Source organism: Enterococcus sp. DIV1639a (assembly GCF_050530445.1).
GTDB lineage: Bacteria > Bacillota > Bacilli > Lactobacillales > Enterococcaceae > Enterococcus_B > Enterococcus_B hirae.
In genome coordinates this window covers 1,302,485-1,328,494 of sequence record NZ_CP172886.1, presented here as the reverse complement: position 1 = coordinate 1,328,494, position 26,010 = coordinate 1,302,485, and the positions used below count along the sequence as shown (strand labels likewise).

General features: G+C 38.0%; 25 protein-coding genes and 1 other RNA gene. 5 read left to right on the top strand and 21 right to left on the bottom strand.

What is annotated here, in order from left to right; all coding sequences use genetic code 11:
- Window positions 1–182: 182 nt before the first annotated feature.
- The 3 genes from rnpB to IGJ32_RS05995 form a co-directional block, all read right to left on the bottom strand.
- Window positions 183–553, bottom strand: an RNA gene (rnpB, locus tag IGJ32_RS06005) — RNase P RNA component class B.
- A gap of 18 nt (window positions 554–571) precedes the next feature.
- Window positions 572–985 carry a cell division regulator GpsB gene (gene gpsB / locus IGJ32_RS06000; RefSeq protein WP_010719243.1) on the bottom strand — a complete coding sequence of 138 codons (414 nt, stop codon included), beginning with the start codon at window positions 983–985 and terminating at the stop codon, window positions 572–574.
- 90 nt (window positions 986–1,075) lie between these two features.
- Window positions 1,076–1,615 (bottom strand): DUF1273 domain-containing protein, encoded by a 540-nt coding sequence (locus tag IGJ32_RS05995; RefSeq protein ID WP_342081692.1) that lies wholly within the window; start codon window positions 1,613–1,615, stop codon window positions 1,076–1,078.
- 62 nt (window positions 1,616–1,677) lie between these two features.
- Here IGJ32_RS05995 and recU point away from each other — a divergent pair, with 62 nt between their 5' ends.
- Both recU and IGJ32_RS05985 read left to right on the top strand, forming a co-directional pair.
- Window positions 1,678–2,325: a Holliday junction resolvase RecU gene (recU, locus tag IGJ32_RS05990; RefSeq protein ID WP_010719245.1), complete on the top strand. Its 648-nt coding sequence runs from the start codon at window positions 1,678–1,680 to the stop codon at window positions 2,323–2,325.
- Window positions 2,315–4,696: a PBP1A family penicillin-binding protein gene (locus IGJ32_RS05985; RefSeq protein ID WP_034866626.1), complete on the top strand. Its 2,382-nt coding sequence runs from the start codon at window positions 2,315–2,317 to the stop codon at window positions 4,694–4,696. Before recU ends, IGJ32_RS05985 begins: the two co-directional genes overlap by 11 nt.
- A 45-nt stretch (window positions 4,697–4,741) precedes the next feature.
- Here IGJ32_RS05985 and nth read toward each other — a convergent pair whose 3' ends face one another.
- The 11 genes from nth to IGJ32_RS05930 all read right to left on the bottom strand — a co-directional run bounded on the left by nth (window position 4,742) and on the right by IGJ32_RS05930 (window position 15,388).
- Window positions 4,742–5,404, bottom strand: coding sequence for an endonuclease III (nth, locus tag IGJ32_RS05980; protein WP_342081691.1), 663 nt, complete (start codon window positions 5,402–5,404; stop codon window positions 4,742–4,744).
- Window position 5,405: 1 nt separating this feature from the next.
- Entirely contained in the window at window positions 5,406–6,107 is a 702-nt protein-coding gene (locus tag IGJ32_RS05975) for a DnaD domain protein (RefSeq protein ID WP_010737511.1), read from the bottom strand.
- 226 nt (window positions 6,108–6,333) lie between these two features.
- Window positions 6,334–6,621 carry a DUF5960 family protein gene (locus tag IGJ32_RS05970; RefSeq protein ID WP_014834686.1) on the bottom strand — a complete coding sequence of 96 codons (288 nt, stop codon included), beginning with the start codon at window positions 6,619–6,621 and terminating at the stop codon, window positions 6,334–6,336.
- Between the two features lie 314 nt (window positions 6,622–6,935).
- Window positions 6,936–8,063 carry a hypothetical protein gene (locus IGJ32_RS05965; protein ID WP_229065643.1) on the bottom strand — a complete coding sequence of 376 codons (1,128 nt, stop codon included), beginning with the start codon at window positions 8,061–8,063 and terminating at the stop codon, window positions 6,936–6,938.
- Window positions 8,033–8,191: a hypothetical protein gene (locus IGJ32_RS05960; RefSeq protein WP_010719252.1), complete on the bottom strand. Its 159-nt coding sequence runs from the start codon at window positions 8,189–8,191 to the stop codon at window positions 8,033–8,035. The genes IGJ32_RS05965 and IGJ32_RS05960 overlap by 31 nt, the downstream gene beginning before the upstream one ends.
- Before the next feature lie 405 nt (window positions 8,192–8,596).
- Complete coding sequence (locus IGJ32_RS05955) at window positions 8,597–9,949, bottom strand: NADH oxidase (protein WP_010737508.1); 1,353 nt, start codon at window positions 9,947–9,949, stop codon at window positions 8,597–8,599.
- Between the two features lie 285 nt (window positions 9,950–10,234).
- The gene (locus IGJ32_RS05950; protein ID WP_010719254.1) at window positions 10,235–10,675 is read right to left on the bottom strand and encodes a Fur family transcriptional regulator; all 441 of its coding nucleotides are present in this window, start codon (window positions 10,673–10,675) and stop codon (window positions 10,235–10,237) included.
- Between the two features lie 164 nt (window positions 10,676–10,839).
- Window positions 10,840–11,766, bottom strand: a complete 927-nt coding sequence (gene cysK, locus IGJ32_RS05945) for a cysteine synthase A (protein WP_342081690.1) — start codon at window positions 11,764–11,766, stop codon at window positions 10,840–10,842.
- A 136-nt stretch (window positions 11,767–11,902) separates the two neighbouring features.
- The gene (locus IGJ32_RS05940) at window positions 11,903–12,766 is read right to left on the bottom strand and encodes a glucosaminidase domain-containing protein (protein ID WP_063627063.1); all 864 of its coding nucleotides are present in this window, start codon (window positions 12,764–12,766) and stop codon (window positions 11,903–11,905) included.
- Window positions 12,767–13,040: 274 nt separating this feature from the next.
- Entirely contained in the window at window positions 13,041–15,035 is a 1,995-nt protein-coding gene (gene tkt / locus IGJ32_RS05935; RefSeq protein ID WP_010737506.1) for a transketolase, read from the bottom strand.
- A 98-nt stretch (window positions 15,036–15,133) separates the two neighbouring features.
- The gene (locus IGJ32_RS05930; protein ID WP_010719258.1) at window positions 15,134–15,388 is read right to left on the bottom strand and encodes a DUF896 family protein; all 255 of its coding nucleotides are present in this window, start codon (window positions 15,386–15,388) and stop codon (window positions 15,134–15,136) included.
- 148 nt (window positions 15,389–15,536) lie between these two features.
- On the opposite strand from IGJ32_RS05930, the gene lexA reads away from it, so the two are divergent.
- Both lexA and IGJ32_RS05920 read left to right on the top strand, forming a co-directional pair.
- Window positions 15,537–16,160: a transcriptional repressor LexA gene (lexA, locus tag IGJ32_RS05925; protein ID WP_010719259.1), complete on the top strand. Its 624-nt coding sequence runs from the start codon at window positions 15,537–15,539 to the stop codon at window positions 16,158–16,160.
- Window positions 16,161–16,667: 507 nt separating this feature from the next.
- Window positions 16,668–16,886, top strand: coding sequence for a hypothetical protein (locus IGJ32_RS05920; protein ID WP_010719260.1), 219 nt, complete (start codon window positions 16,668–16,670; stop codon window positions 16,884–16,886).
- A 275-nt stretch (window positions 16,887–17,161) separates the two neighbouring features.
- Here the strand turns inward: IGJ32_RS05920 and IGJ32_RS05915 are convergent, their stop codons facing one another.
- From IGJ32_RS05915 to obgE, 7 genes are all read right to left on the bottom strand, one after another.
- Complete coding sequence (locus IGJ32_RS05915; RefSeq protein WP_010719261.1) at window positions 17,162–17,674, bottom strand: adenine phosphoribosyltransferase; 513 nt, start codon at window positions 17,672–17,674, stop codon at window positions 17,162–17,164.
- Between the two features lie 13 nt (window positions 17,675–17,687).
- Window positions 17,688–19,985, bottom strand: coding sequence for a single-stranded-DNA-specific exonuclease RecJ (gene recJ, locus IGJ32_RS05910; protein ID WP_094940435.1), 2,298 nt, complete (start codon window positions 19,983–19,985; stop codon window positions 17,688–17,690).
- Window positions 19,986–20,192: 207 nt separating this feature from the next.
- Window positions 20,193–20,630, bottom strand: a complete 438-nt coding sequence (locus IGJ32_RS05905) for a LapA family protein (RefSeq protein WP_010719263.1) — start codon at window positions 20,628–20,630, stop codon at window positions 20,193–20,195.
- Between the two features lie 10 nt (window positions 20,631–20,640).
- On the bottom strand, window positions 20,641–21,429 hold the full coding sequence (locus tag IGJ32_RS05900) for an SDR family NAD(P)-dependent oxidoreductase (protein ID WP_010737503.1): 789 nt from the start codon (window positions 21,427–21,429) through the stop codon (window positions 20,641–20,643).
- Entirely contained in the window at window positions 21,413–22,366 is a 954-nt protein-coding gene (gene rnz / locus IGJ32_RS05895; RefSeq protein WP_010719265.1) for a ribonuclease Z, read from the bottom strand. The genes IGJ32_RS05900 and rnz overlap by 17 nt, the downstream gene beginning before the upstream one ends.
- A 164-nt stretch (window positions 22,367–22,530) precedes the next feature.
- Window positions 22,531–23,082 carry a hypothetical protein gene (locus IGJ32_RS05890; protein WP_010737501.1) on the bottom strand — a complete coding sequence of 184 codons (552 nt, stop codon included), beginning with the start codon at window positions 23,080–23,082 and terminating at the stop codon, window positions 22,531–22,533.
- Window positions 23,083–23,349: 267 nt separating this feature from the next.
- Complete coding sequence (gene obgE, locus IGJ32_RS05885; protein WP_010719267.1) at window positions 23,350–24,663, bottom strand: GTPase ObgE; 1,314 nt, start codon at window positions 24,661–24,663, stop codon at window positions 23,350–23,352.
- Between the two features lie 329 nt (window positions 24,664–24,992).
- On the opposite strand from obgE, the gene gap reads away from it, so the two are divergent.
- The gene (gene gap, locus IGJ32_RS05880) at window positions 24,993–26,003 is read left to right on the top strand and encodes a type I glyceraldehyde-3-phosphate dehydrogenase (protein ID WP_010719268.1); all 1,011 of its coding nucleotides are present in this window, start codon (window positions 24,993–24,995) and stop codon (window positions 26,001–26,003) included.
- The last annotated feature ends 7 nt before the right edge of the window (window positions 26,004–26,010 follow it).

Here is a 26,010-nt window from a genome sequence, read left to right as displayed (position 1 = left end):
ACCGAAAAATGAATCAGTATTTTTTTCATACTTGTCTCTAAATTACCATTCTTCACTCGTTCACTTTTGTGTTCCTGAACAAACAAGTCATTTATTGAATGGTATAAATCAGTGGTGACACTCTAATGTTAAAAAAAACCTTCACAACATGGTTGGAAGGTATTCCCTGTTATATTGCGGTTTTCTGTAAGCCATGTTCTGTACACTACTTTTCCAGGGAGAAAAAGCAATGTGGTAACCATCTATCTGCAGTTAACCTGCCTTTTTGTCTCGTTCTTAATTCCCAACAAAAAGCGCCCCTACCATTGTTTGGGTTGCTCGCTCGAGGGGTTTACCGCGTTCCACCGAATAAGTTTCCCTATCCGCTTCGTCACTGTGGCACTTTCAAGGATACTTAAGCATAGTTAAAAACCTTAGCTTGTTTTCCTGCCGTTACTCTAATAGAGCACCTTAGCTTATTGTTTCGCTAAGCACGAACACTACAGGCATCACAGCCTGTGCGAGCATGGACTTTCCTCAGCCTGATCATGTCAGACCGCGATTACCCAAAAACCGCAATGTATCATCAATCTTAGAATTGACGTGTCTTTTCGTTATCATCGTCACTTGCATTTGTGTAGTTGTTTGGGTTAGGTTGGGAAACATTCACTGTTGATGATTGTTGATCCAATTTTTTTCCAAATACTTCACGTTCAAGATTTGACAAACGTTTCAAGATATCGAAATTTGTGACTGCTGCACTTTTCGGTGTTTCAACTTGTTGAACACGCGTTTGTGCTGCTCCTTGTGTTTTTGATAATTGTGCTACTTTGGCACTTAATTTATCATTTTCTTCTTGTAAAGCAAGGAGTTTTTTGCTGTAAGTTTCATAATCTTTGATGATATTGTCTAAGAATTCATCTACTTCGATGGGATCATAGCCACGCATCTTTGTTTTGAATTCTTGTTGTAAAATGTCTTTAGGACTATAAACCAATTCCGCCATATTTACACCTCTAGTTTTCATTTACATAATAACAGTTTCTACCTATATCATTGTATCGGAAATAACTTGATAAATCAAACACTATCTGAATTATTCACTGAAATTTTGTAAATCATCCATACTGACTAGCCGAATTTCATAAGAATGATCCTGTTGATAGGTTTGCGCCTCTTTCAGAAAATACTGGGTTTTCCCTGGAAACTCAGGATCATAAATCAGTAGACAGCCATCGGTATGGTCAAGAAAAAAACGCGTGTGGTTTCTTAATTGGCTAGGCGACTGATAGGCTTGATGGCTAACTGCTTCAACGTAGTCTGCTAACTGTTCTGCCATTCTTAACTTTTCTTGATTATTCTCATTCCAATTATTTCCAAACTCTTTGAATGGATAGATGATCCCCAACTTTAACTCAGGGTATTCCTGCTTTAATTCAGCAACTACTTCCGTGACCCATGTTTCTATACCCAAGTTTCCACTAGTAAGAACCCATTCAAGTCCTTCTTCGACTAATTGCTGTATCTCTTTTTTTAAGACTTTTTTAATAACCGTTATTTTAGGGTCATTTTCCTTAAAAACCCCAAGTTCAAAACTTCGATAACCGGAAATATACATCACTTTTAATCGGTCCATTTGAGTTTCCTTTTCTTTCTTGATTCTTTTTTGCTATAATGTTGGCTAGGAGTGTGATTAAAATGGTTTTACGCTATCCAAACGGCCAACCCTATCATAAGAATGCCTCTTTAAAGGAAAAAGTTCAAGAAAAAAGAGAATCAGCCATTGAATTTGGCAATCGAGGGATGCGTTTTGAAGAAGCAATTAACGAAAGTAACCAGTATTACTTAGCGCACCAAGTAGCTGTTATCCATAAAAAACCAACCCCCATTCAAATTGTTAAAGTAGATTATCCTCGACGTAGCGCCGCTGTTATTAAGGAAGCTTATTTCTCACAGGCCTCCACAACAGATTATAACGGTGTATATCGAGGTTTCTATTTGGATTTTGAAGCGAAAGAAACAAAGAATAAGACATCTTTTCCCTTCAAAAATTTCCATGCGCATCAAATTGACCATATGGAAGCTTGTCTAAAGCAACAAGGAATTTGTTTTGTCCTATTATGGTTTTCTACGTTGAAGCGTTGCTTTTATTTAGATAGTACTTATCTGATCGATTATTGGCATGCGCAAAATGATCAGGGGAAAAAGTCGCTTCCGCTTTCATTGATCGAAAAAATAGGGATCGAGATCCAAACAGGTTTTTCGCCACGTATCCCTTATCTAAAAGCGGTAGATCAATACTTATCAACATTAACTATCGAAGGAGATCGCAAGAATGGCAAATGAGCAAACAAGAACTTCCAGACGAAACAGTCCCTCTTCTTCTAAAAAGACGAGTCAAACAAGAAATAAAACTTCTGGCAAAGGTTCCGGGCATAAGAAGCGTGGGCTTTTCATCCGTATCATCTTGATTTTATTTTCTTTGATTTGTATCGCTTTCCTAGCCGGTGTCGGATTATTTTGGTTTTATGCAAAAGATGCTCCAAAATTAACGGACACTGCATTAGATGCGACTGTTTCTTCTAAACTTTACACACAAAATGGCGAATTATTTGAAGATTTAGGAGCAGAAAAAAGAGAAAAGATTACCGCAAACGAATTGCCGAAAACGTTAGAAAACGCCATCGTTTCTGTTGAAGATCGTCGTTTCTATAAACATATCGGGATCGACCCAGTTCGGATCGTCGGCTCTGCACTTTCTAACTTTACTTCTGGAGGACTTCAAGGTGGTAGTACATTGACCCAACAATTGATTAAGCTCTCCTACTTCTCTACCAACGCTTCAGATCAAACCTTGAAACGAAAAGCACAAGAAGCTTGGTTAGCTGTAAAATTAGAACAACAAAAATCAAAACAAGAAATATTGACTTACTATGTGAACAAAGTCTATATGTCCAACGGATTATACGGAATGGAAACGGCAGCAGAAAATTATTTTGGTAAAAGATTACCAGAACTTTCATTACCACAGACTGCTTTGTTAGCTGGAATGCCACAAGCGCCTTCTGCCTATGACCCATACCAATATCCAGAACAAGCCAAAAAACGGCGAGATACTGTTTTATATACCATGTTACAAAACAAGAAAATCTCTCAATCAGAATATGATGCTGCAGTGAATACACCAATCGATGATGGTCTTCAAGAGATGAAAAAAGAAGATGATAATTCAAAAATCGTTGATAATTATGTCAAAGAAGTCATCAATGAAGTTCAAGAAAAAACGGATAAAAATGTATTTACTGATGGATTGGATATCTATACTAACTTAGATCTAGACGCACAAAAACATCTTTATGATATTGTCAACACTGATGACTATGTCAACTATCCTGATGATGAAATGCAAGTTGCTTCTACGTTGATCGATGTCAATACTGGTCAAGTAAAAGCACAAATTGGCGGTCGCCATATTGCAGAAGATGTCACACTAGGTATGAACTTAGCTGTTAATACTTCTCGTGACTTCGGTTCGACAATGAAACCAGTCACAGATTATGGCCCAGCTTTTGAATATCTAAAATACTCTACAGGAAAAACGATCAGTGATGCTCCTTATAACTATGAAGGAACCTCAACACCAGTAGGCAACTGGGATAACCGCTTTATGGGGACGATCACCTTAAGACAAGCCTTGTATCTTTCCAGAAACGTTCCAGCTGTCAAATTGTTCAATGAAGTCGGCGCAGACAAAGTCAGCACCTTTTTAAAAGATCTTGGAATTGAATATAGTACGATCCATCAATCAAATGCGATTTCAAGTAACACAGAAAAACAAGACGGCACAAAATATGGCGCTTCTTCCTTGAAAATGGCAGCTGCCTATGCTGCTTTCGCTAATGGAGGAACGTATTATAAACCACAATATGTCAATAAGATCGTCTTCCAAGACGGCACAGAAGAAACGTTCGATCCCGATGGTAATACAGCTATGTCTCCAGAAACAGCCTATATGGTCACAGATATTTTAAAAGATACATTAACAAAAGGAACTGGGACGAATGCGTTGATTCCTGGATTATACCAAGCTGGGAAAACCGGGACTTCCAACTATACGGATGATGAGTACGCAAAATTAGGAACTTCTAGCGGTGTGTATCCTGATATTTTATTTGCTGGTTATACACCAAACTACGCCATCTCAGTATGGACCGGTTATAACAACAAAATGACACCTGTCACCTCCGCTTCGTCTCATGTTGCTTCTGATGTTTATCGAGAATTAATGAAATATGTATCATCCAGCGTCACAAATAGCGATTGGCAAATGCCTAGCGGGCTGGTAAGATCTGGCGGTGAATTATACTTTACCGATCAACTCAAGAAAACACCAAGTACGACGATCCCTTCAACAACGGTGCCATCTTCATCAGTGACACTGGTACCTGAAAGTTCGACACCGGTATCTTCTTCGTCGGAATCGACAGAAACTTCAACAACTGAGTCATCTGCCGAATCTTCGACATCGGTAGATAGTTCAAGTGACAAAAATGATTCAAGTAGTTCAGCTGAAACGCCAGAAAATAGCAGCAGTAGTCAAAGCTCTTCATCTTCGGCAACTCCTGAGTCATCCACGACACCACCAGCGCAAACACCTCCGGAGAACAATGCACAGTCCGGACAGTCCTCTAGTCGTTCAACGTCTTCTGGCACATAACAAAAAAGGAAGTTGAGAAAAACCTCAACTTCCTTTTTTTATCTTTTATTTTACGTTCAATGTTTTTTCTTTCATTCTGTTTTTTCCATCTTGACACATGTCTAACAAGGGGCAAACTTCACACCGTGGACTTCTTGCCGTGCAATGATAACGACCAAAAAATATTAAAGTGTGGTGAGTCTTGACCCATAATTCTTTTGGTACTTTGCGCATCAGCGTTTCTTCTACTTCCAACACCGAGGCATTCAACTTACAAATCCTTAAACGTTTTGTTACTCTCTCGACATGAGTATCCACAGCAATTGCTGGTATACCAAAAGCATCCCCTAAAACGACATTCGCTGTCTTTCGTCCAACTCCTGGAAGAGAAATCAATTCTTCTCTAGTTTGAGGAACTTGACCTGAAAAGCGATCCATCAATTGTTGGGCACATGCTTTGATATTTTTTGCTTTATTGCGGTAAAGACCAATCGTTTTGATCTTAGGGATAATGTCATCAATCGGAGCCGCAGCCAGCTTTTCAGGAGTTGAAAAAGCTTCAAAAAGAGCTGGGGTCGCTTTATTAACTGAGACATCGGTTGCTTGAGCACTGAGTATGACAGCAATCAACAGTTCATAAGGGTTTCGATGTTTTAATTCACCATGTGCTTCTGGGAACATGTCGTACATTTTTGTCAAGGCTTCCATTGTTTTTTGTTTACTTAACATATTATTCCTCCAGCCAATTTTTCAACGTAACTTTTGGCAAGGCTTCTGGTTGTGCGTTAGTGGTTTCCACTTCTTTTTGTAACATTTGTTGTTTTCGTCTTTTTTGATCTTCTTCTACTTGTTGCTTCGTCTTTAAATTTTTACGTTCCCAAGACAACAAGATTCGATCCACATAGTTAAAACTATACGCTTGATTCAAAACAGCCTCACGTAAAGCAAGTTTCAGAATTTCTGGTTGATAATGATCTTCTTCTAACCATTGACCGATCCGTTGAAATTCGATGGCTGACAATGGGCGACCAAATTCCTGTTCAAATAACTGATAAACAGACTGCACCATTTTTTCTTGACTTAAATCAGCTTGTTTTTGATTTTGACTTTCCAAAAAATTCCCTAAAATTTCATATATAGGATATAGATTGTAACGATCAGCTTGCTTACCATCAATTGTTGCTGTTTCAATTTTAATAAACCCATTACTGATCAAGTGATTTAAAATTTGATAGATACGCTCTTGTTTGACACCCATATCCAACGCAATCGAGTGTAAATCTGGGAAAAAGTCTCCTTCGAGTTGCGCCCTTTGCAATTGCAAAATAAATAAAAACTCTTCTGCTTGTAATCCGATACGATGATAATTTTTTAACAACAAGTTCGATATCGTTGTTTGTCCCGCTTTTAAGTAATTTTCTAAGTTCAACATGATTTTTCCCTCACTTCAAATCCAGTATACGGAAAAAGCTTGTTCGAGGCAAGGTAGCTTTCCTTTACTTCTATATGTTTTTTATTTTTTGTTTCACTTTTTCACTTTTCGGAATAAATATAATATTCGCTCTATCAAGGAACATGTGCCGTCGCAAAAAAGCCAGGTTTCCCAATCATCAGTCGATTGAAAAACCTGAACTTTTTTTAAATGATTAGAGAACTGCTTATTTATCTTCTTCCGTTTGCAAGACGTAAGGTTCTCCTTCATAAGTATACTCCGTATTGATTGTTCCATCGTTTTCATCTGAATAAACGCGACGACTGAATGGGAAACGATGGGAATTGCCATCTTTCGCTACTTCCCCACTCATTAGATAATAATCCTCTTGTGTTTCATTCAATTGGTTGATTACTTGATCAGCTAATTGATCGACATTGATCGTTTCATCTTTTGCTTCTTTTTTATAATCATCCAGAAATGCTGCTTGTTGTACAAAGTATTCTTTTTCCATCATTTGATCGCTCCCTCATTATAGTTTGACATGATCTGCATCATCCTCTATTTATTTTGTCAGAAAACGAATTGAAAGACAACTTATAGCTTTTATGTCTAAGAATTAAAAGAATACTTTATCTCAAAATAATATTAAATTTTGTCTACTTTGTTATCTATGTGCTTATTTAGACCTAAATTTTTTCAAACTACTTCCTCACTTATCCCCTTACAAACCTAGGCATATTAAAAAGACGCTATTTCTTAACTATAGAAAACAGTAATTTTTCAAATTATTTCATTCAATTGATAGACTTGACTATCTATATACTTTCACTTGGATTTGACATCCATTTTACTGTAATAATCAATACAATCGTTTTTTTTGTTATTGCTGACGCTCAGATTTTTATCATCTGATGTCAGTTGTTTTCTTGTATGTAATTCATTTTTCACACTAGCATTTATACTAGCATTTCTTGTTAAATGATGAAGATTCTTATGGATATTTTCTTCATCAAGTATTCCTTTTAAAATCTCCCCCAAGTTTGGTAATTGCCTTTTTGACGAGGTGAACACCTTAAAATTATCAAACGATTGACTTTTTTTGAAAGTAAGCGGCGAACTTGAGTCGTTGATTATACTATTGGTAAAACTTGCTGTAAATTCTCCCTGAGAGTATTCCAAAAAATAATAGGGGTTTTCAGCAATTCTTTTTTCTCGTTGTTCTTTAAGCTCTAAATAAACGTTATATAGATGAGTCAACGCACTGACTTGTTTTTTATTAAATCTCGCTTCTTTTATAAAAGCTTCAAGTAACATCTTACGATTATCTCTGGTATTTCCTACCTTTGGCTTAATTGTTCTACTTTTTAATTCTACTGGTAGTTTTTTTAACCCAGTAGCTATTGTCTCTTGAAAAATAGATTTCTGACTGTTGTAGAGAACGACTCTAAAAGTCCCAAAAAGTTCTTTAACCGTACAATTTGCCATTCCATTATATCCCCTCATACTAAGGTTGAGGTATGTAGGGTCTATTTTTTCTTCGCCTAATTGCTGAATAACTTTTGCTGTATTGCAACGACTATCTTTGTGATGTTCAAATTTTGTCTGGAAAATGATTTTACTTAAAGTACTTAATTTTTCTGGAAGAATCGTTGTGAATACACCTGATGGACGATCACTGTTCGTATCTTCCAATTTATCAATCATCGCTACTAAATAATGTCCTTCTTTTCTATAAAGGATTAATCCAAATACATGATCCTGAATTTTTTTAGTGATATATGCTGGAAAAATTATAAAATCTGTTGGATCATCTTTTTTCATGTTTTCCATCATTTGCTGTAACTCTTTGGGATTTTTCATTTCATAAAATTTAATCGTTCTTTTCAAGGAATCAATGATTGCTGGTTTTTTCTCTCGGTCAATCAATGCTTCCTGTTCATCATTTTCAAGCATTTTAATAAAAGTTGAGAATAACAATTGATAATTTTTTTTCCTTCTTCACCGACTGCTTTAAAATCTCCTGCATCAGCCAACCCATAAGCGAGTGCCAACAACATATAAGATCGTTCAAACAAGTTCATAACATCACTCCTGATTAGAATAGTTGAATTTTATCATATAAAAAAGAAACAAAAGAATCTCTTTTTCTTATTTTTAGAAAAAAAGATTCTTTTGTTTCGATAATACCCGTTGATACCTTTACGTAAAAAAAGAGGGACTGGGACAAAAGTTGTCTCAGTCTCTTCTAGTATCTCTAAAAAACGAATAAACGGTGAGACAAAAGTAGCATCTTCGGAAATAAACCGAAATTTACCAAAAATTTGAGAAGCACCAAGTAGGTAACAATCAACATCAAAAACTAGTTTTTGTGTTTCTTGTCAATTTTCGGAAATTCCTTCTTATTTCTTGATGCTGAACACTTTTGTCTCAACCTCTCGTTGATAGCTATAAAGCGAATAAACAAGGTTCAACCATTCGCTGATTGCTTATTGCGCAGTTTCGATTTCGCCCAATGCAGCTTGTGCCAATAGGTTCAAGTAGTTCCATGGACGGTCAAAATGAGGTTGGAAGAAGAAATCAGATAGCGCTAGATCTTCAACGGTCATTTTATTTTGAACAGCCAGTGACATCGTATTTGCTGATTGAGTGATATCATATTTCGACATGAATTGGGCACCGACAATGCGGTTTGTCCCTTTTTCATAAACCAATTCCATCATCACTTTTTCATTTGTCGGCATGAATTCTGGACGATAATTGTCTTCAAAGACCGTTGCTTGGACTTCTAAATTATTCATAGGTGCGCTCTCTTTTGTCACCCCTGTTGAACCAATCGTCCAACCAAATAGGTAAAGTCCAGACGTTCCTTGCGTTCCACGATACGCCATTTTATGTTCAGTCAAGTTATTTCCTACCAACAATCCTTGACGAACTGCGTTAGTTGCCAAAGGAATATAATTTTGGGTACCACTTGGGTTATAACTTACTACAGCAGAATCCCCTGCAGCAAAGATATCTGGATCACTTGTTTGCATGTATTCATTAACTTTGATGGCTCCATTAGGTAACGTATCAACTTTTCCATCAACTAATGTCGTATTTGGTCTAAAACCAACACATAAGATGACCATGTCCGCGTCAAAAGTTTCTTTAGCAGTTGCTACTTGTTTCACTTTACCCTCTTCATCCGCAATAAACTCAGAAACATTTTCACCTAATGCTAGAGTAACTCCACGGTCGACAAGTTCTTTTTCTAATACATCTGTGAATGGTTTATCAAGATATTTATTTAAAATACGATCTAAACCATCAATCAATGTAACTTGTTTACCAGATTCAACAAAAGCTTCGACTAATTCGATACCGATATAACCACCACCTACGATGACCACCCGTTTGGCATCTTCTGCTTGTGCAATAATTTCATTTGCTTGGTTATAGTTTTTACATAACAAAATATTTTTTGATTCAATTCCTTTGATTGGCGGAATGATTGGCCAAGAGCCAGTAGTCATTACCAATTTATCATAAGAAACTGTTTCAACTTCACCAGTTTTTAGATCTTTGGCTGTCACAGTTTTCTTTTCAGTATCCACGTCAGTTACATCATGTTCCATTTTTACAGTTGCACCTAAAGAATGTAGTTCTTCAGGATTAGAATAGAATAAACCGGCTGGGTCTTTTACTACACCACCCACGTATAATGCGATCCCACATGATAAAAAGGAAATATTATCATTTCGCTCGTACACAGTAACATCCGCTTCTGGGTGATTTTTTAAGATACTTTTAACAGCTGCTGTACCCGCATGCGTGCAGCCAATTACTACAACTTTCATATGTGAATCCCTCCGATTAACGATTTGTCCTTCGACAAGTTTAAATATAGCAAAAATAAAACGGATACAACAGTTTAATGCTTGTGAATTCACAAATTCAACCTTGTTGTTTTCTGTTCATTCTCCTGCGCAATTGCTGATTACTCCACGCTTTACTTGTGAAAACAAAAACATACACTATAACCTTTGTGAAAGAAAGAGAAAAAAATAAAAAAAGTCAGTGATTTGTTTATCAAACTGACTAATTTTTTATTTTTTCATATTTTTATCAATACTTTCAGCAAACTAAATCGCTTGTTCTTTTTGACACTCAGGACAGCGACCATATAATTCCAAACGATGCTCATTGATCTCAAAGTTCGTCAATCGACCAGCTGCCATTTCGATGTCCGCTAAATCAGGATAATGAAAATCGACGATCTTTCCACAATTTTCGCATATCACATGATAGTGACGTTTTGAACTAAAATCGAATCGACTAGATGAATCCCCAAATTTCATCTCTTGTACAAAGCCAATTGAAGTAAACAATCTTAAATTGTTATAAACTGTTGCCACACTCATATTCGGAAAACGATCTTCCAGAGCACGATAAATTTCGTCAGCAGTTGGATGTGAATGATGTTCAATCAGATACTCTAAAACTGCATACCTCTGAGGTGTGATCCGTATATTTTCCTTTTTCAATTTTTCGATTGTTTCTTCAACTAATAGTTTATTCTCCATTTTTAACACCCCGCGTTGTTATTCTCGTCCTATCATACTATTTTTACTTTTTAAAATCTACTTTTCATGAAAAGAAATTTCAAATTAATCATAATATTGCGAAAAAAGACGCAATTAAGGAAAAAATCTCCTTAATTACGTCTAAATGTTGTGGTAAGAATTCTTTACATTTCTTGATAAAGCGCTGTTGACAAATAACGTTCTCCGTTATCTGGGACAACCGCTAAGACTTTTTTCCCTTTACCTAACACTTTCGCCTCTGCCAAAGCAGCAACAATCGCTGCGCCTGATGAAATGCCTACTAAGATTCCTTCTTTTTTTCCAACTTCTCTAGCAGTGGCTAACGCTTGATCCCCTGTTACAGAAACTACCCGATCATAGACGCTCGTATCCAAAGTATCTGGCACAAACCCTGTCCCAATTCCTTGAATTTTATGTGGTCCTGCTTCTTTCCCTTCTAAAATCGCTGATTCGGCTGGTTCAACTCCAATGATTTCAATTGCTGGATAGACTCGCTTCAACTCTTTACCAGCACCAGAAATCGTTCCTCCAGTGCCAATCCCTGCTACAAAAGCATCTAACCCATTCACACCAAACGCCTCTTGAATCTCATGTCCAGTTGTTTTCTCATGGATAGAAGGATTGGCTGGATTTTCAAACTGAAGCGGCAAGAAGTAGTCATTTTCCGCTGCTAAACGTTTCGCTTCTTTGATTGAGCCACTGATTCCATCCTTACCTGGCGTGAGCAATAATTCAGCACCATAACCTTTCATCAATAAGCGTCGTTCGATACTCATCGTTTCTGGCATCACGATGATCACTTTATACCCTTTAGCTACCCCAACCATGGCTAATCCGATCCCTGTATTTCCTGAAGTCGGTTCGATGATTGTGTCTCCTGGCTTAAGAAGGCCATCCCGTTCTGCTTTTTCAATCATACTTAATGCAATCCGGTCTTTTACGCTGCCACCAGGATTAAAAAATTCCAATTTCACATAAACTTCCGCTGAATCTTCTGGAACCAAATGATTAAGCTTAACGATCGGTGTCTGACCAATCAATTCTGTAATCGAATGATAAATTTGTGTCATTTTAAGTTCCTCCTTAATATTTTCTTCTATTCAATGATAATACAACTAAGAAACTTCTGGCGAATAATTCGCCTTTTCAACGTAAAAAAACAGGAAAGCTGCGAAGAGCCTTTCCCGTTTTTATCACTTAATTTAACTAAACGTTTATTTCTTGTCCGACTAATAAGGAATAGTTAGACATCGTCATCCCATTTTTAGCCATTAAGTCATCAACTGACAAACCAAATTTCTGTGCGATATCCCATAAAGTATCGCCTGAAACCACTTTATAGGTCTGGCTACCACTTGATGAAGAGGTAGTTGACGTAGTAGTAGTCGTTGTGGTAGTACTTGTCGTCGTTGTGGTACCAGAAGAAGGCGTATCAAATCGGGTTAAATTATACGTATTAATCAATGAGTTCAATTTTGCTCCGTAACCCGGATCTGTTGCATAACGACCAGTTAGATATGCTGTCGCATCGTAAAAACTCGTGGTATTACTTTTCCAGACACCAGCATAATGATAGTCTCCAGTTGAAAAACTAGTTGAACGCAAAACGTTGGCATGATCTTGCAGAGATTCCCAATAAGAAGAATATTTACGGAAAGGTTCATTCATCGTGACCCATTGTCCATTAAGATATTCCTTTGTAGCCATATAAACAACTTGACCACTATAACTTCCTTTAACTCCGAATAAATTATAGTTTGGCGCACTTGCCAGGCTAGATGTGCCATAAGCACTTTCTAATAAAGCTTGGGCAATCATGACCGATGCATATAAATCATTGTTTGCAGCCACTTCAGAAGCTGCCCAACCGATTTGATTGATGAAAGCTTGTGGATCTGCAGTCGTTTGTGTGACCTGCTCATCTGCTCGTACATTTTGCGGTGCTGCTGTAACCATCATTGGCCCCACTAAAAGAGTTGTCCCCATCAAAGGAGCAATCGCTTTTTTATTGATCACCATGGTTCTTTTATTCTTTTGGTGTCGGGCACTGCGGGTTTTCAGCTCTTGCATTCGAATTCCTCCTCAAAAAAATAAAAAACTCTTGATAAAGTTTCCATCTTTAAACAATCTTAATTAATTAAATTATACTTTTAATTTATGGGAAACTCAAATCAATCTTTACTATTTTTCTTTTTGTAACACGAACGTAATGTTAAAGAAACATTAAGTAATATTAAACACGAATCATTATTCTAATTTTCTACTACAAAAAAAGAACATCTGAAAATAGTCTCCTTTTTTCAGATGTTCTTAAACGTTTGTCGTAAAACTTCTTTAACTCATTTTATAATTGGTTGAAAGTTGCTACAACATTTTCCACTGTGAAACCAAATTCTTCAAGAATTTTATTTCCTGGAGCAGAAGCACCAAAATGATCGATCGTGATAGTTGTTCCTTCTGTCCCAACATAGCGTTCCCAACCAAATGAAGCTGCTGCTTCAATAGCAACTCGTTTTGTTACGGCTTTTGGTAAGACGCTTTCTTTGTATTCTGCAGATTGTTTTTCAAATAAATCGAAACTTGGCATTGAAACGACTGAAACATCTTTTCCAGCTGCTGCCAATTCTTTTTGTGCTTTGACTGCTAGATCCACTTCAGAACCAGTCGCGATCAAGATACCTTCTGGTGTTTCCCCTTGAGCTGGTGATAGTACATAAGCTCCTTTTTTCACCATTTCGTCTGCCACTTCTTTCGTTGATGGCAGAACTGGAAGATTTTGACGACTTAAAACCAAGATCGTTGGTGTATCAGTCGATTCCATTGCTACTTTCCAAGCAGCGCGTGTTTCATTCCCATCGGCTGGACGAATCACGTGAACACCTGGCATACATCTTACAGACGCTAATTGTTCGATTGGCTCATGTGTTGGTCCATCTTCACCAACCGCCACTGAATCATGTGTCAACACGTAGATGACCGGTGTATTTTGAATAGCTGCTAAACGGACTGCTGGACGTAAGTAATCAACGAAAACAAAGAATGTGCCGCCATAGATACGAGTTCCGCCATGAAGCTGGATACCGTTCATCGCAGCTGCCATCGCAAACTCACGAACGCCAAACCAAATATTACGACCTTCATAATGTTCTGGAGTAAAGTCTTTGTCCGCAGTGACCATCGTATTATTCGAACCTGATAAGTCCGCTGATCCGCCCCAGAAACTTGGGATTGCTTTTGATAACTCTTGAATCACTTCTTTGCTTGAAACCCGGCTAGCTTGACTTTCGCCTACTTCATAAGAAGGTAATTCAGCATCCCAGTCAGCTGGAAGTTTTCCAGCAAACGCATCTTCAAATTGTTGAGCTAATTCTGGATAAGCATGTTTATAGTTTTCAAACATTTCTTTCCATTCATTTTCAGCTTTTTGCCCTTCTTCAACCATTGTTTGGTGGAATCTTTCAGCTACTTCTTCTGGAACTGTGAAATCAGGATACTCCCAACCATACACTCCTTTAGCCATTTTAATTCCATCATCGCCAATTGGTGCCCCATGGACAGCAGAAGTTCCTTCTTTAGGAGCTCCGTAGCCGATCACTGTTTTGACTTCGATCAATGTTGGTTTTTCAGTTTCAGCTTTTGCTTCTTCGATCGCTTGATTGATGGCTTCTAAATCATTTCCATCTTTAACCAAAATATGTTGCCAGCCATAAGCTTCATAACGAGCTCCTACATTTTCAGTGAAAGCTTTTGAAGTAGGACCATCTAATGAAATATCATTTGAATCATACAATACGATCAATTTACCTAATTTCATGTGAGCAGCCATTGAACTTGCTTCTTGCGAAACGCCTTCCATCAAGTCGCCGTCGCCACAAAGAGAATAAGTATAGTGATCTACCACTTTGAAGTTTTCTCTGTTATATGTTGCTGCCAAGTGAGCTTCTGCCATTGCCATACCTACAGCCATAGCGATTCCTTGTCCTAACGGTCCAGTTGTTGCTTCTACTCCGTCAGTATGATTGACCTCTGGATGTCCAGGTGTTTTTGAATCCCATTGACGGAATTGTTTTAAGTCATCGATTGTGACTTGATAACCTGATAAATGTAGTAAGCTGTATAACATTGCCGAACCATGTCCTGCGGATAAGACAAAACGGTCACGGTCAACCCAATTTTTTGAAGTCGTTGGGTTCACTTTCAAATGTTTCGTCCAGAGTGCATATGCCATTGGGGCTGCCCCCATTGGTAACCCTGGGTGTCCAGAATTTGCCTTTTGAACTGCTTCAATACTTAATGTACGGATCGTGTTAACGCCAAGTTGGTCGATTTTGTCGAACAAAATAACCCCTCCTATTAATTTAGGTTTTTTTTACCTTTATTTCTTACTTACTAATTTTATTAGATACGTCTAGAAAAAGCAATGTTTTTTAGTAATTATTACTGAAACTTATTTCCTCGACGATGTAAGCCTTTTTCACGTTGGATTTCTTTCAATTTTTCTGGAGTGACATCGTTACCTTCTGGATCAACGATTTTCATCCCTTCGATATGGTGTCGCATCCCAGAACGAAAAGCAGACAGATACTCTTCTCTTAACGCCAATTGTTCTTTTTCTTCGTCAGCTGTTAAGCCTTCTGTTTTCTTTTTTTGGGCCAGTTCGTTGATGCGGGTAATTTTTTCCGGTGATAACATAGCAAGTCCTCCTTTTTACTCTACTTCATATTATATAAAAATCACGAAAAAAACAACTAGTATAAAATATTTTAAATACGAACATTTGTTTGAAAGAAGTAGTTTTATGTGGTACTATTTAATTATTAATTGAAAGAAGGTGTACTCTGTGGCCCGACAAACCGAAACCAGACAAATCGAAGTCTTACGATATATCCACGAGCAAGTTTCCCAAAAAGGCTACCCACCAACTGTTCGGGAGATTGGAGAAGCGGTTCAGCTTTCTTCTACCTCCACAGTTCACGGTCATCTTGCACGATTGGAAAAAAAAGGATTTATTCAACGTGACCCTACGAAACCACGTGCAATCGAATTAACAAAACAAGGATTAGCCAAAATAGGGGTAAAACCTTCCACGATTCCAGTGCTTGGTGTGGTCACTGCAGGTGAACCGATTTTAGCAGTTGAAGATGCGTCCGATTTCTTTCCGATCCCTCCTAACCTTTCTTCTGAAGATGGAAGCTTGTTCATGTTGACGATCCGCGGAGAAAGTATGATCAATGCAGGAATTTTAGACGGAGATAATGTAATTGTCCGTAAACAAGAAACTGCCCAAAACGGGGATATCGTGATTGCAATGACCGCAGAAGATGAAGCGACTTGTAAACGATTCTATAAAGAAAAAAATCATTTTCGTTTACAACCGGAAAACGATCTTCTTGAACCGATCATTTTAGATCAAGTCTCTATTTTAGGTCGAGTCGTTGGGCTCTACCGCAGTCATATCTATTAAAGACGATTTTTTTGACTAGACTTAAGTGAAGGTCTTACTCGCATACTCATTTATTTGCAGTAACTGCTATATCTATCAATAAAGACTGAAAAACCCGGGGCAACGTGTCTCGGGTTCTTTAATGGGCATTAAGATGGATAAACGATGATTAAGTGTCCATAAACGGCCTGATTTTTTTCTCTTGTGCTTTCCTCACTCCTTAAATAAAATGCACCGATTTCCTACTTTTTTGTCGATCTTTGTCGTATTTCCATTTCGATTTTTTTCATTTGGTACAACTACAATCGTCATTTACCTACCATGATCTGTGGCATGATTTAGATCAAATACCGCTAACTGCTTTGAATACGGTGAATAAGCAAATGACCTGTGCTGGTTTAAAAAAATTCTGAGTATTACACACATAGATTTCGATCTTTTTTGTTCTTCCCTCTTTACAAAACGAACAAAAGTTCGTATACTAATTATACGAACTTTTGTTCGCATAAAATAATGAGGTGAGAAATCATGAAATCAATGAGACGTCTTGGCTTAGTATTAATGGTATTATTTTTAGGCATTATTATTGGTAATTTTGGTATGCGTACAGCATTGTTGATCTTTGTTCCGTTGTTTGCTTTATGGTTTATGTTGTGGGATGAAAAGAAATACCGTCAGTCTGAACGGCGTCGGATTCATGATGACACTTTTTATCCAGACTCCTATTATCGATCGAGACACTCTTGATCTTGACCCATAAAGAATCCTGAATAACGAAATAAAAAAAACACATATGTAAGAGTCAGAAAACGGCTCATGCACAAAAAAGTAGTCGATTGTTCCCCCCATCAAAAAACAATTGACTACTTTTACAAATACACCTGCACAAACTAAAAATAGTGAGCAAGCGTACTTGGGATTGCTTGACAAAAAAGAGAGTGGGACAATTAGTCAGAAAAAATCTGATTAATGTCCCACTTCTTTTTACATTTATTTTTAATGTTTATTAAGCAAAAAATCGTTTAATATTCCATCAAGGTGATCATATCATATCCTTCGATTTTTTCACGACCATCTAAGTCCATTAGTTCGATCAAGAAAGCACAGCCAACAACGACACCGCCCAATTTTTCTACTAATTCGATCGTTGCTTTGATCGTTCCCCCTGTAGCCAATAAGTCATCACAAATCAAGACTCTTTGTCCAGGTTGGATCGCGTCTTTATGGAGTGTCAATGTATCTGTACCGTATTCCAGTCCGTAAGTTACTTCGATCGTTTCACGAGGCAACTTCCCTTTTTTACGTACAGGTGCAAATCCAACTCCTAATTCGTAAGCTACAGGACAGCCAACGATGAATCCTCGCGCTTCTGGTCCTACAACCATATCGATTCTTTTTTCTTTCGCATAATCTACGATCTGTTTCGTTGCTTCTCTGTAGGCATCTCCATCAGCCATAAGGGGCGAGATGTCACGAAAAATAATTCCTTTTGCTGGATAATCAGGAATACTTGCAATATATTTTTTTAAATCCACTATTTGTCTCCTCCTAGGTTGTTAACCTTTTTTTAATAGAGGGAATATCACTTAACAATAAGAATTCCTCTACTTTGATTTTTTTTATTCGTTGCTGATAACGCACGCTATCAGTCAACGGATGACTTTTGGGATTAGCGATCTTTTGCAAAACGCCATCTTCTATTGTAACAAATTTCAATTCAAAAAACACCTGAATCATAAAAATTAATAATTTTTGTGGTATTTTTAGATATTGAGCAATTGAGCCTAATTTATAGCGAATATCTATTTTTTCTTGTGTATGGATAAGTTTGAACAATTTGGCATATTGTTCTCTTGACCCAACTCCATTCAAATAAGCTTCTTCATAAGAAATCCCTAATAAGTACATTCGATCGAAAGAACCAAAGGCAAGGATTTCTTTTAATATTTCTAAATCATTTGGACAATCAACTACCAACAAGGAATGATATGAATTATCGTGGATCAACTGCTTGATATGTTCCACACTTTCGAACACGTGGACATTGTCTGTAGCCAGTCCAGAGATTTCTTTTAAAGAAGAGCGATCAAACGCAAGATACAATGTTTGTGGATCAACCTTCGTTAACTGACGGTATCTCTTTGAACGCCAATCAAAAATTTGAAATCCATCAACAACAAAGTCTGATACCAGTAATTGCGGTTTTTTCCGACCATTCCATTCATTGATAGCTAATTTCCCAACGATATCCACTGGATTATTTAACAGCTCAGCTTCTTGGTCGCCAAAACCAAATGCTACCGCATCTAACGGACTAGCTTCTTCCATCAATGTTAACTTCAAATGTTGCTGACTCGTACCAATTCTTTTCACATTTTCAGCCAAGATTTGGCGAAACAGAAAGTGAGGTACCGCATTGTCTGTACCATATGGTGCAAGTAACTTTAATTCATTAAGCAATTCAATGGTTACATCTTTGGGTGTAAGGACTTCGTCGATCGGTAAAGCTGCGCCTTTTGTCAAATCTATTTTTTGTTCGGAAACATACTGATTCATTCGTTTTTGTAATTCTTGAAGATTATCACTAGGCATCGTTAACCCTACAGCAGCATGGTGTCCTCCAAAGAAAGTAAATAAGTCACGCATCGCATCTAACATTTCATATAGATTCAGGGCTTCGACACTTCGGCCAGATCCTTTCGCTGTACCATCTTCTTTGATCGTTAAGACGATCGTCGGTTTACCAGTGGCATTCATCAGCTTACCAGCTACGATCCCCAACACTCCCTCATGCCACCCAGGATGGGCAAGAAGGTGGATCTGATTCGTTTCATCAATCATTTCCAATGCTTCTTGGGTAATTTTTTCAACGACTGCTTTTCTTTCTTCATTGATCGTGTTGAGTTTTTTGGCATACGTGAGTGCCGCTTCCTCATCAAAGGTAGCTAGCATCTCGACAGCTGGATTAGGATCACCCATTCGGCCAATCGCGTTGAGCCGAGGGGCAATTGAAAAGCCGATGGTCGTTTCATCTGCTTCTTTCATAGAGACGCCACTTTCATTAAATAAAGCTTGTAAACCGATCCGTTCGGTTTCTTTGATCGTATCTAATCCTAAAGCAACAAGTGTGCGATTTTCGCCTGTCATTGATACTAAGTCTGCAATCGTTCCAATCGCCACTAGATCTAAAAATTCAGCAGGAGGTTCTTCTAATAATGCTGTTGCCACTTTAAAAGCTACTCCGACACCTGCTAGATCAGGGAACGGATAATTCCCTTGTGGATGTCGTGGATGTACGATAGCGTAGGCTTCAGGTAATTCACTGGGCATTTCATGGTGATCTGTGATGATTACATCAACACCTGCTTGTTGCGCATAAGCTACGGCATCGTGACCAGCCACACCATTGTCCACTGTAATGATCAATTGCGCACCTGCATCGATTTTTTCTTGATAAACGGCTTTGTTTGGTCCATAGCCATGGATAAAACGATTGGGTAAAAATGTTTCGACATTGGCGCCGAGTAGTTCCAATGTTTCTTTCATCACTGTCGTACTTGTAATCCCATCTGCATCGTAGTCACCATAAACGACTATTTTTTCACCATTGATCACCGCTTCTTGGATTCGACTGATGGCTTTATCCATGTCATGCATTAAGTAAGGATCATGCAATTCTTGATGTTTGGGATTCAAAAATTCTTTTACTTTCTCTACATCACGATAGCCTCGTTGCCAAAGTAATTTGCCAATAAAAGGCGATAGATTCTCTTGCTTTATACTTTGAAGAAACATTTCAGTCGGTTCTGATTCACTTAATTGCCAATCATAATTTGCTTGTCTCACTTGCTCACCCCTAACCTAGTTATTATAGCAAACGAAAAGTTTAAAAAAAAGAAGAAAGATAGCCACAAACACATTAAAATGGTCTTCAAAAAGTCGTTACTCACTTTTTGAAGACCATTTGACAAACCCGAAACTCAGCCTTTTACCTCTCAGCCAAATGTAACAACGGTTCCTGCCATCTTTTATTTTGATCTCGTTCATAAAACTTTAGTCAAAATAATTATAGCTTTGCTTTGCTGAAATTTTCTGCGTATCAGATGTTGACGACTGTGCTTGTTGTAGTTGTTTTTTCGTTGCTTGTAATTCTGCCTGATAAGCAGCTTCTAATTCTGCTCGTTCATTTCGGAATGTTCGTTGTTGTTCTTCCTTTGCTTCAGCAATTTTTTTATCAAGATTTTCTTGATAATCTGATAGTTCCTGCTTTAATTGTTTGATTTGTTTTTTCTGTTGCCATAAAGTGGTTGATGCAGTAACAAAAACAATCAATGCACCAATAATCGCCGAACCAATGATAACTAAAATCAATGGTGCAGAAAATGAAGCAATCCCAAAGTTAACAGGAACATTTCTGTTGTTTAATACAGCAAATACGACAATAATCAAGACAAGCAAAAATCCAATAATCACACTACTTTGTTTTTTCATACTCTTTCACCTACTTTTTATTAAAAATCCCACTTGCGAGGTAGTCGCCAATAGTCGGAAAGAGAGTGTAAAATTTAGCCGCTATTTCAAGAAGGACAGGACGATTCACTTCACGCTTTGGATGTTCCATTGTTCGTACAATTGTTTTTGCTAGTTTCTCCGGTTCTAAAACAAGTTGACTAACTTTTTCTAAATAACTGCCGGTAGGATCAGCTTTATCAAAAAATTCAGTAGCAACCGGTCCTGGATTCACCGTAGTGACTGCCACTCCAAGTGGTCTTAATTCTAATCGTAAGGCATTAGAAAAGCCTAAGACAGCAAATTTTGTTGCTGAATAGATCGTTGATTTCGCCGTCGCCATTTTCCCAGCCATTGAAGCGATATTGATGATATGTCCTTGCCTTCTTTCAGCCATATCAATCGCAAATTTTTGGGTTAAGACCATCATACCTAGTACATTTACTTCAAACATATCGTAAGCTTTTCCTAAATCGAAAGTTAAAAAATCTTCAAAAATGCCAAAGCCGGCATTATTGACTAACACATCTACACGTCCGACTGTTTGCATCACTTGTTCATAGAGCCGATCGACGCTGTCAGGATCACTCACATCTACTGGAAAAGCATAGGCTTCCTTTCCGCTTAATCTCTGACATTCTGCTTTAACCTCATCAATCAATTGGCTGCGTCGAGCACAAGCAATGACGATAGCACCTTTTTTTGCAGCTTCATAACAGATTTGAGCGCCCAATCCACCAGAACTACCGGTAACTAAGACAACTTTATTTTCTAAATTCATTCTTTTCCTCCTCACGAAATGGAATATCGACAGTATCAAAATCTTTCATGATCCTTGTATTTGCAAAGACCTCACGTGCCTCTTCTTCTAGTTCTTGCGCAGCTTTTCCTAAATAGCGCGCACTAATATGGGTTAATAACAAACTTTTCGCTGCTGCTTCTTTAGCTACTTCAGCCGCTTGATAAGTCGTCGAATGGAAGTAGTTCTTTGCCAACTTGGCTTCATTTTTGTTAAACGTACTTTCATGAACCAAAACATCACAGTCTTGGGCCAATACGATTGAATTTGCTGTCTTCCTCGTATCACCTAAAATCGTAACGATCCGCCCTTTTTTGTCTGGCCCCACAAACTGTTTCCCGTCCACAACCCTTCCATCAGGTAATTGAACAGATTCTCCTTTTTTCAACTTTCCATATATTGGTCCAGCCGGAATATTCAGTTCTTGTAATTTTTCAACTTGAAGCTCTCCTTTATGGTCATGTTCCACAACCCGAAAGCCATAGCTGGCAATTCCATGATCTAATTTTTTAGTATAGACAGAAAAATGCTGATCTTGAAAAATCGGCTGATCTTCAACTAACTCGATGAATTTCAACGGATAGCCTAAACGTGTTTGCGAAACAGCTAACGAAGTTTTGACAAATGTTTCGATTCCTTTTGGTCCGTAGATTTCCAGGGGCGTATCTCCCCCTTGGAATGAACGACTGCTTAACAAGCCTGGCAACCCAAAGATATGGTCACCATGTAAGTGAGTAATAAATATCTTTTCAATCTTTCTTGGACGAATGTTGGTACGTAAGATTTGCATTTGCGTTCCTTCACCACAGTCAAATAACCAGACTTCATTTCTTTCATCCAAAAGTTTTAATGCAATACTGGTAACGTTTCGATGTTTGGCAGGTACCCCTGCACCAGTTCCTAAAAATTGTAATTCCATAATCTACCTGACTTTCTTTAAACTCACTATTAATTTTATGGGAAATGTGTCGGATAATCAACCGAAAGTCCGTATTGCTTCCTAAATAATTGCATTTTTATTGGTACTAAAAAAAGAAAAACGCCTTTTTCACGCGTTTCTCTTTCTTTATTCTGTTCGTCTCTTTATTGAGGATGTTTGTCTTTCCACGATTTCCGTGCCGTTTCTTGTGTTTGTTTTTCGACTTCTTTGGCAGCGTGGACGTCTTCTTCGACCTCTTCATAATCTAAGCGAGTAATTTCGCCACCTAAATCCATCATGACTAATTGGTTCAAAGGACGATTATCTTCTTCTTCAGCAATCAAAATCAAACCGGTTGCTCCTTCGCCAATTTTATTGCCCACAAAATCAAAAACTGTCTGAGCATCTTGGATTTCCTTGGCATCCTGCGTAGCACCGATCATCCCGCCAGCAAACCAACCTAAAAGAATCCCTAGTGGGCCTCCCAAGACACCGACTAACATTCCGATTAAACCACCTTTTGAAGATTTATTGTTTCCAGTAAAATCCAAAAAATCCTCTATTTTGAATTGATGCGTTCCATTAGGATCATGACTAATCACTGCCATTTGTTCACCCTTGATCGCACGAGAAGCGTGTAATCGTTTGATTTCAGAAAATGCTTGGTAAGCTTGACTCTCTACAGGGAAATTCAAAATAATCACTCGTTTGCTCATAAAAACACTCCTCTATTCATTTTCTTTATTCTAACTTTTATTTTAAAAAAACAAAAGGAAAAACCCTTTAATAAATAACACATAAGAAATATAAATTTTTCCTATTAAAAAATCTTTCTGAATACTATTGGTGATAGCTTAAAAATTTTTACCAAAAGACAAATCCTACCATTGCTTAAACCAAAAAAGCGCCAAACCATTTTTCTGGTTTGACGCTTTGTTGATATTGAGTGTTAACATGGGCTCTTTTCATGAGCATACGTAATCTTATTCGACAAACTCAAATTCAAATTCACCAATTCTCACTAGATCGCCATCTTTTGCTCCACGGGCACGTAAAGCTTCGTCAACGCCCATTCCTCTCAACTGACGAGCAAAACGCATAACAGTTTCATCGTGATCGAAATTCGTCATTTGGAATAGTTTCTCAATTTTTTCTCCTGATAAGATCCAAGTAGCATCAGGATCGCGATCGATTTTAAATTCTGGTCCTTCTGGATTGAATCCATATTGAACTGTTTCTTCTTCGATTTCTTCATCATATAACGGAAACTCTGGTGTTACTTCTAGAAGATCCGCTGTCGCATTCAGCAATGGATCAATGCCTTTTCTTGTTACCCCTGAAACTGGAAAAATCGGCATATCGTCTGCAAATTCATCTGTTTTTTCTTTATTAAGCTGCTCTTTGAATTTTTTCAAATTTTCTTCTGCGTTTGGCATGTCCATTTTATTGGCTACAATTATTTGAGGTCGTTCCAATAAACGAAGATTATAAGTAGACAATTCATGGTTGATCGCCAAATAGTCTTCGTAAGGATCTCTGCCTTCCATCCCACTCATATCAATCACATGTAAAATAACACGAGTACGTTCGATATGACGTAAAAACTGCGTTCCTAAGCCAACACCTTGAGAAGCTCCTTCAATCAATCCAGGAAGGTCCGCTGCTGCAAAACTGCGTCCATCGCTAGTTGTTACCATACCAAGATTTGGTACTAATGTCGTGAAATGGTACGCACCGATTTTAGGCCGAGCAGAAGAAATAACTGAAAGCAGCGTTGATTTACCTACAGATGGAAAGCCAACCAGCCCAACATCAGCCAAGACTTTTAGTTCTAATTCGATTCTGCGTTCTTGACCTGGTTCGCCGTTTTCTGCAATTTCTGGTGCTGGGTTTCGTGGAGAAGCAAAGCGGATGTTTCCTCGTCCCCCTCGACCGCCTTTAGCAACGACTAAGGTTTGACCATTTTCAATCAAATCGCCTAACAAAGCGCCTGTTTCAGCATCACGGACAGTCGTTCCTTGAGGGACTTTTACATAAGTATCTTCTGAACCCCGACCGTGCATCCCTTTACTCATTCCGTTTTCTCCTGGCTGTGCTTTAAAATGGCGATTGAAACGAAAATCCATTAATGTACGTAAACCTTCATCAACGATCAAAATGACGTCACCGCCACGACCGCCGTCACCACCAGCAGGTCCTCCATCAGGTACATATTTTTCTCTGCGAAAAGCGACCATTCCGTCGCCGCCTTTACCGGCCTTCACATCGATGGTTACTTGATCTAAAAACATGGACATCTTTAAGTCCTCCTATTTTAATTATCTATTATTCATTTGACTGCCTGAATTTCCACAATAAACAAAAGTCTTATTTATTTTATCGGTCAAAAGCTATTTTGTCTATCGTTTCAATTAAACTTTCCAGGTTTTGTTCATTTTTTCTATTTTACTTAAGTAAATTGTTTCAAAGATCTCCTAGTGCTTGACATCTCTCAGACCATTTTATCACTTTACTTTTGTAAGTATCTTTTTTTGACAAATTTTGTGAACAGGAGGAGAATGACAGTGTATTAATCAAGGATGCGAAGTTTGCACCCTCAATATCACTAAAGGAGGAACTTTTGATTATGACAGTAAAAGTAGGTATTAACGGATTTGGACGTATTGGACGTTTAGCTTTCCGCCGAATCAAAGAAGTATCTGATGATATTGAAGTCGTAGCAATCAATGACTTAACTAGCCCAACAATGTTGGCACAGTTGCTACAATTTGATTCAACTCATGGAACCTATCCCGGTACAGTTACTGCAACAGAAGACTCAATCGTAGTAGATGGTGAAGAAACGCGTGTCTATGCTGAACCAGATGCAAGTAAAATCCCTTGGGTTAAAGAAAACGGGGTCGATATCGTACTGGAATGTACTGGTTTTTATACTTCGGAAGAAAAAGCACAAGCCCATTTGAACGCTGGGGTAAAACGTGTAGTGATCTCTGCTCCTGCTGGTGCAATGAAAACAATCGTATACAATGTAAATGATGATACGTTAGATGCTAATGATAAAATCATTTCGGCAGGCTCTTGTACGACAAACTGTTTAGCACCGATGGCTTATTTCTTAAATAATGAATTTGGTATCGAAGTGGGGACTATGACTACCGTTCATGCTTATACTTCTACACAAATGTTATTAGACGGACCAGTAAAAGGTGGAAATTTACGGGCAGCTCGATCAGCAGCTGACAACACGATCCCTCACTCAACAGGTGCGGCAAAAGCAATTGGCTTAGTTATTCCAGAGCTTCAAGGGAAATTGCAAGGTCACGCACAACGAGTACCTGTAGTGGATGGTTCATTAACAGAACTAGTTTCCATTTTAAAAACAAAAGTGACCGCTGAACAAGTGAACGAAGCGATCAAGAAACATACCGAAGACAATCCATCATTTGGTTACGATGATCGTCAAATCGTCTCTGGTGACGTAATCGGTACCACACAAGGTTCGATTTTCGATCCAACTCAAACAGAAGTCACAACGGCTGGCGATTACCAACTCGTAAAAACCGTTGCTTGGTATGACAATGAATATGGTTTCACTTGCCAAATGATCCGTTTGTTGGAAAAATTTGCTAATCTTTAATCACCAA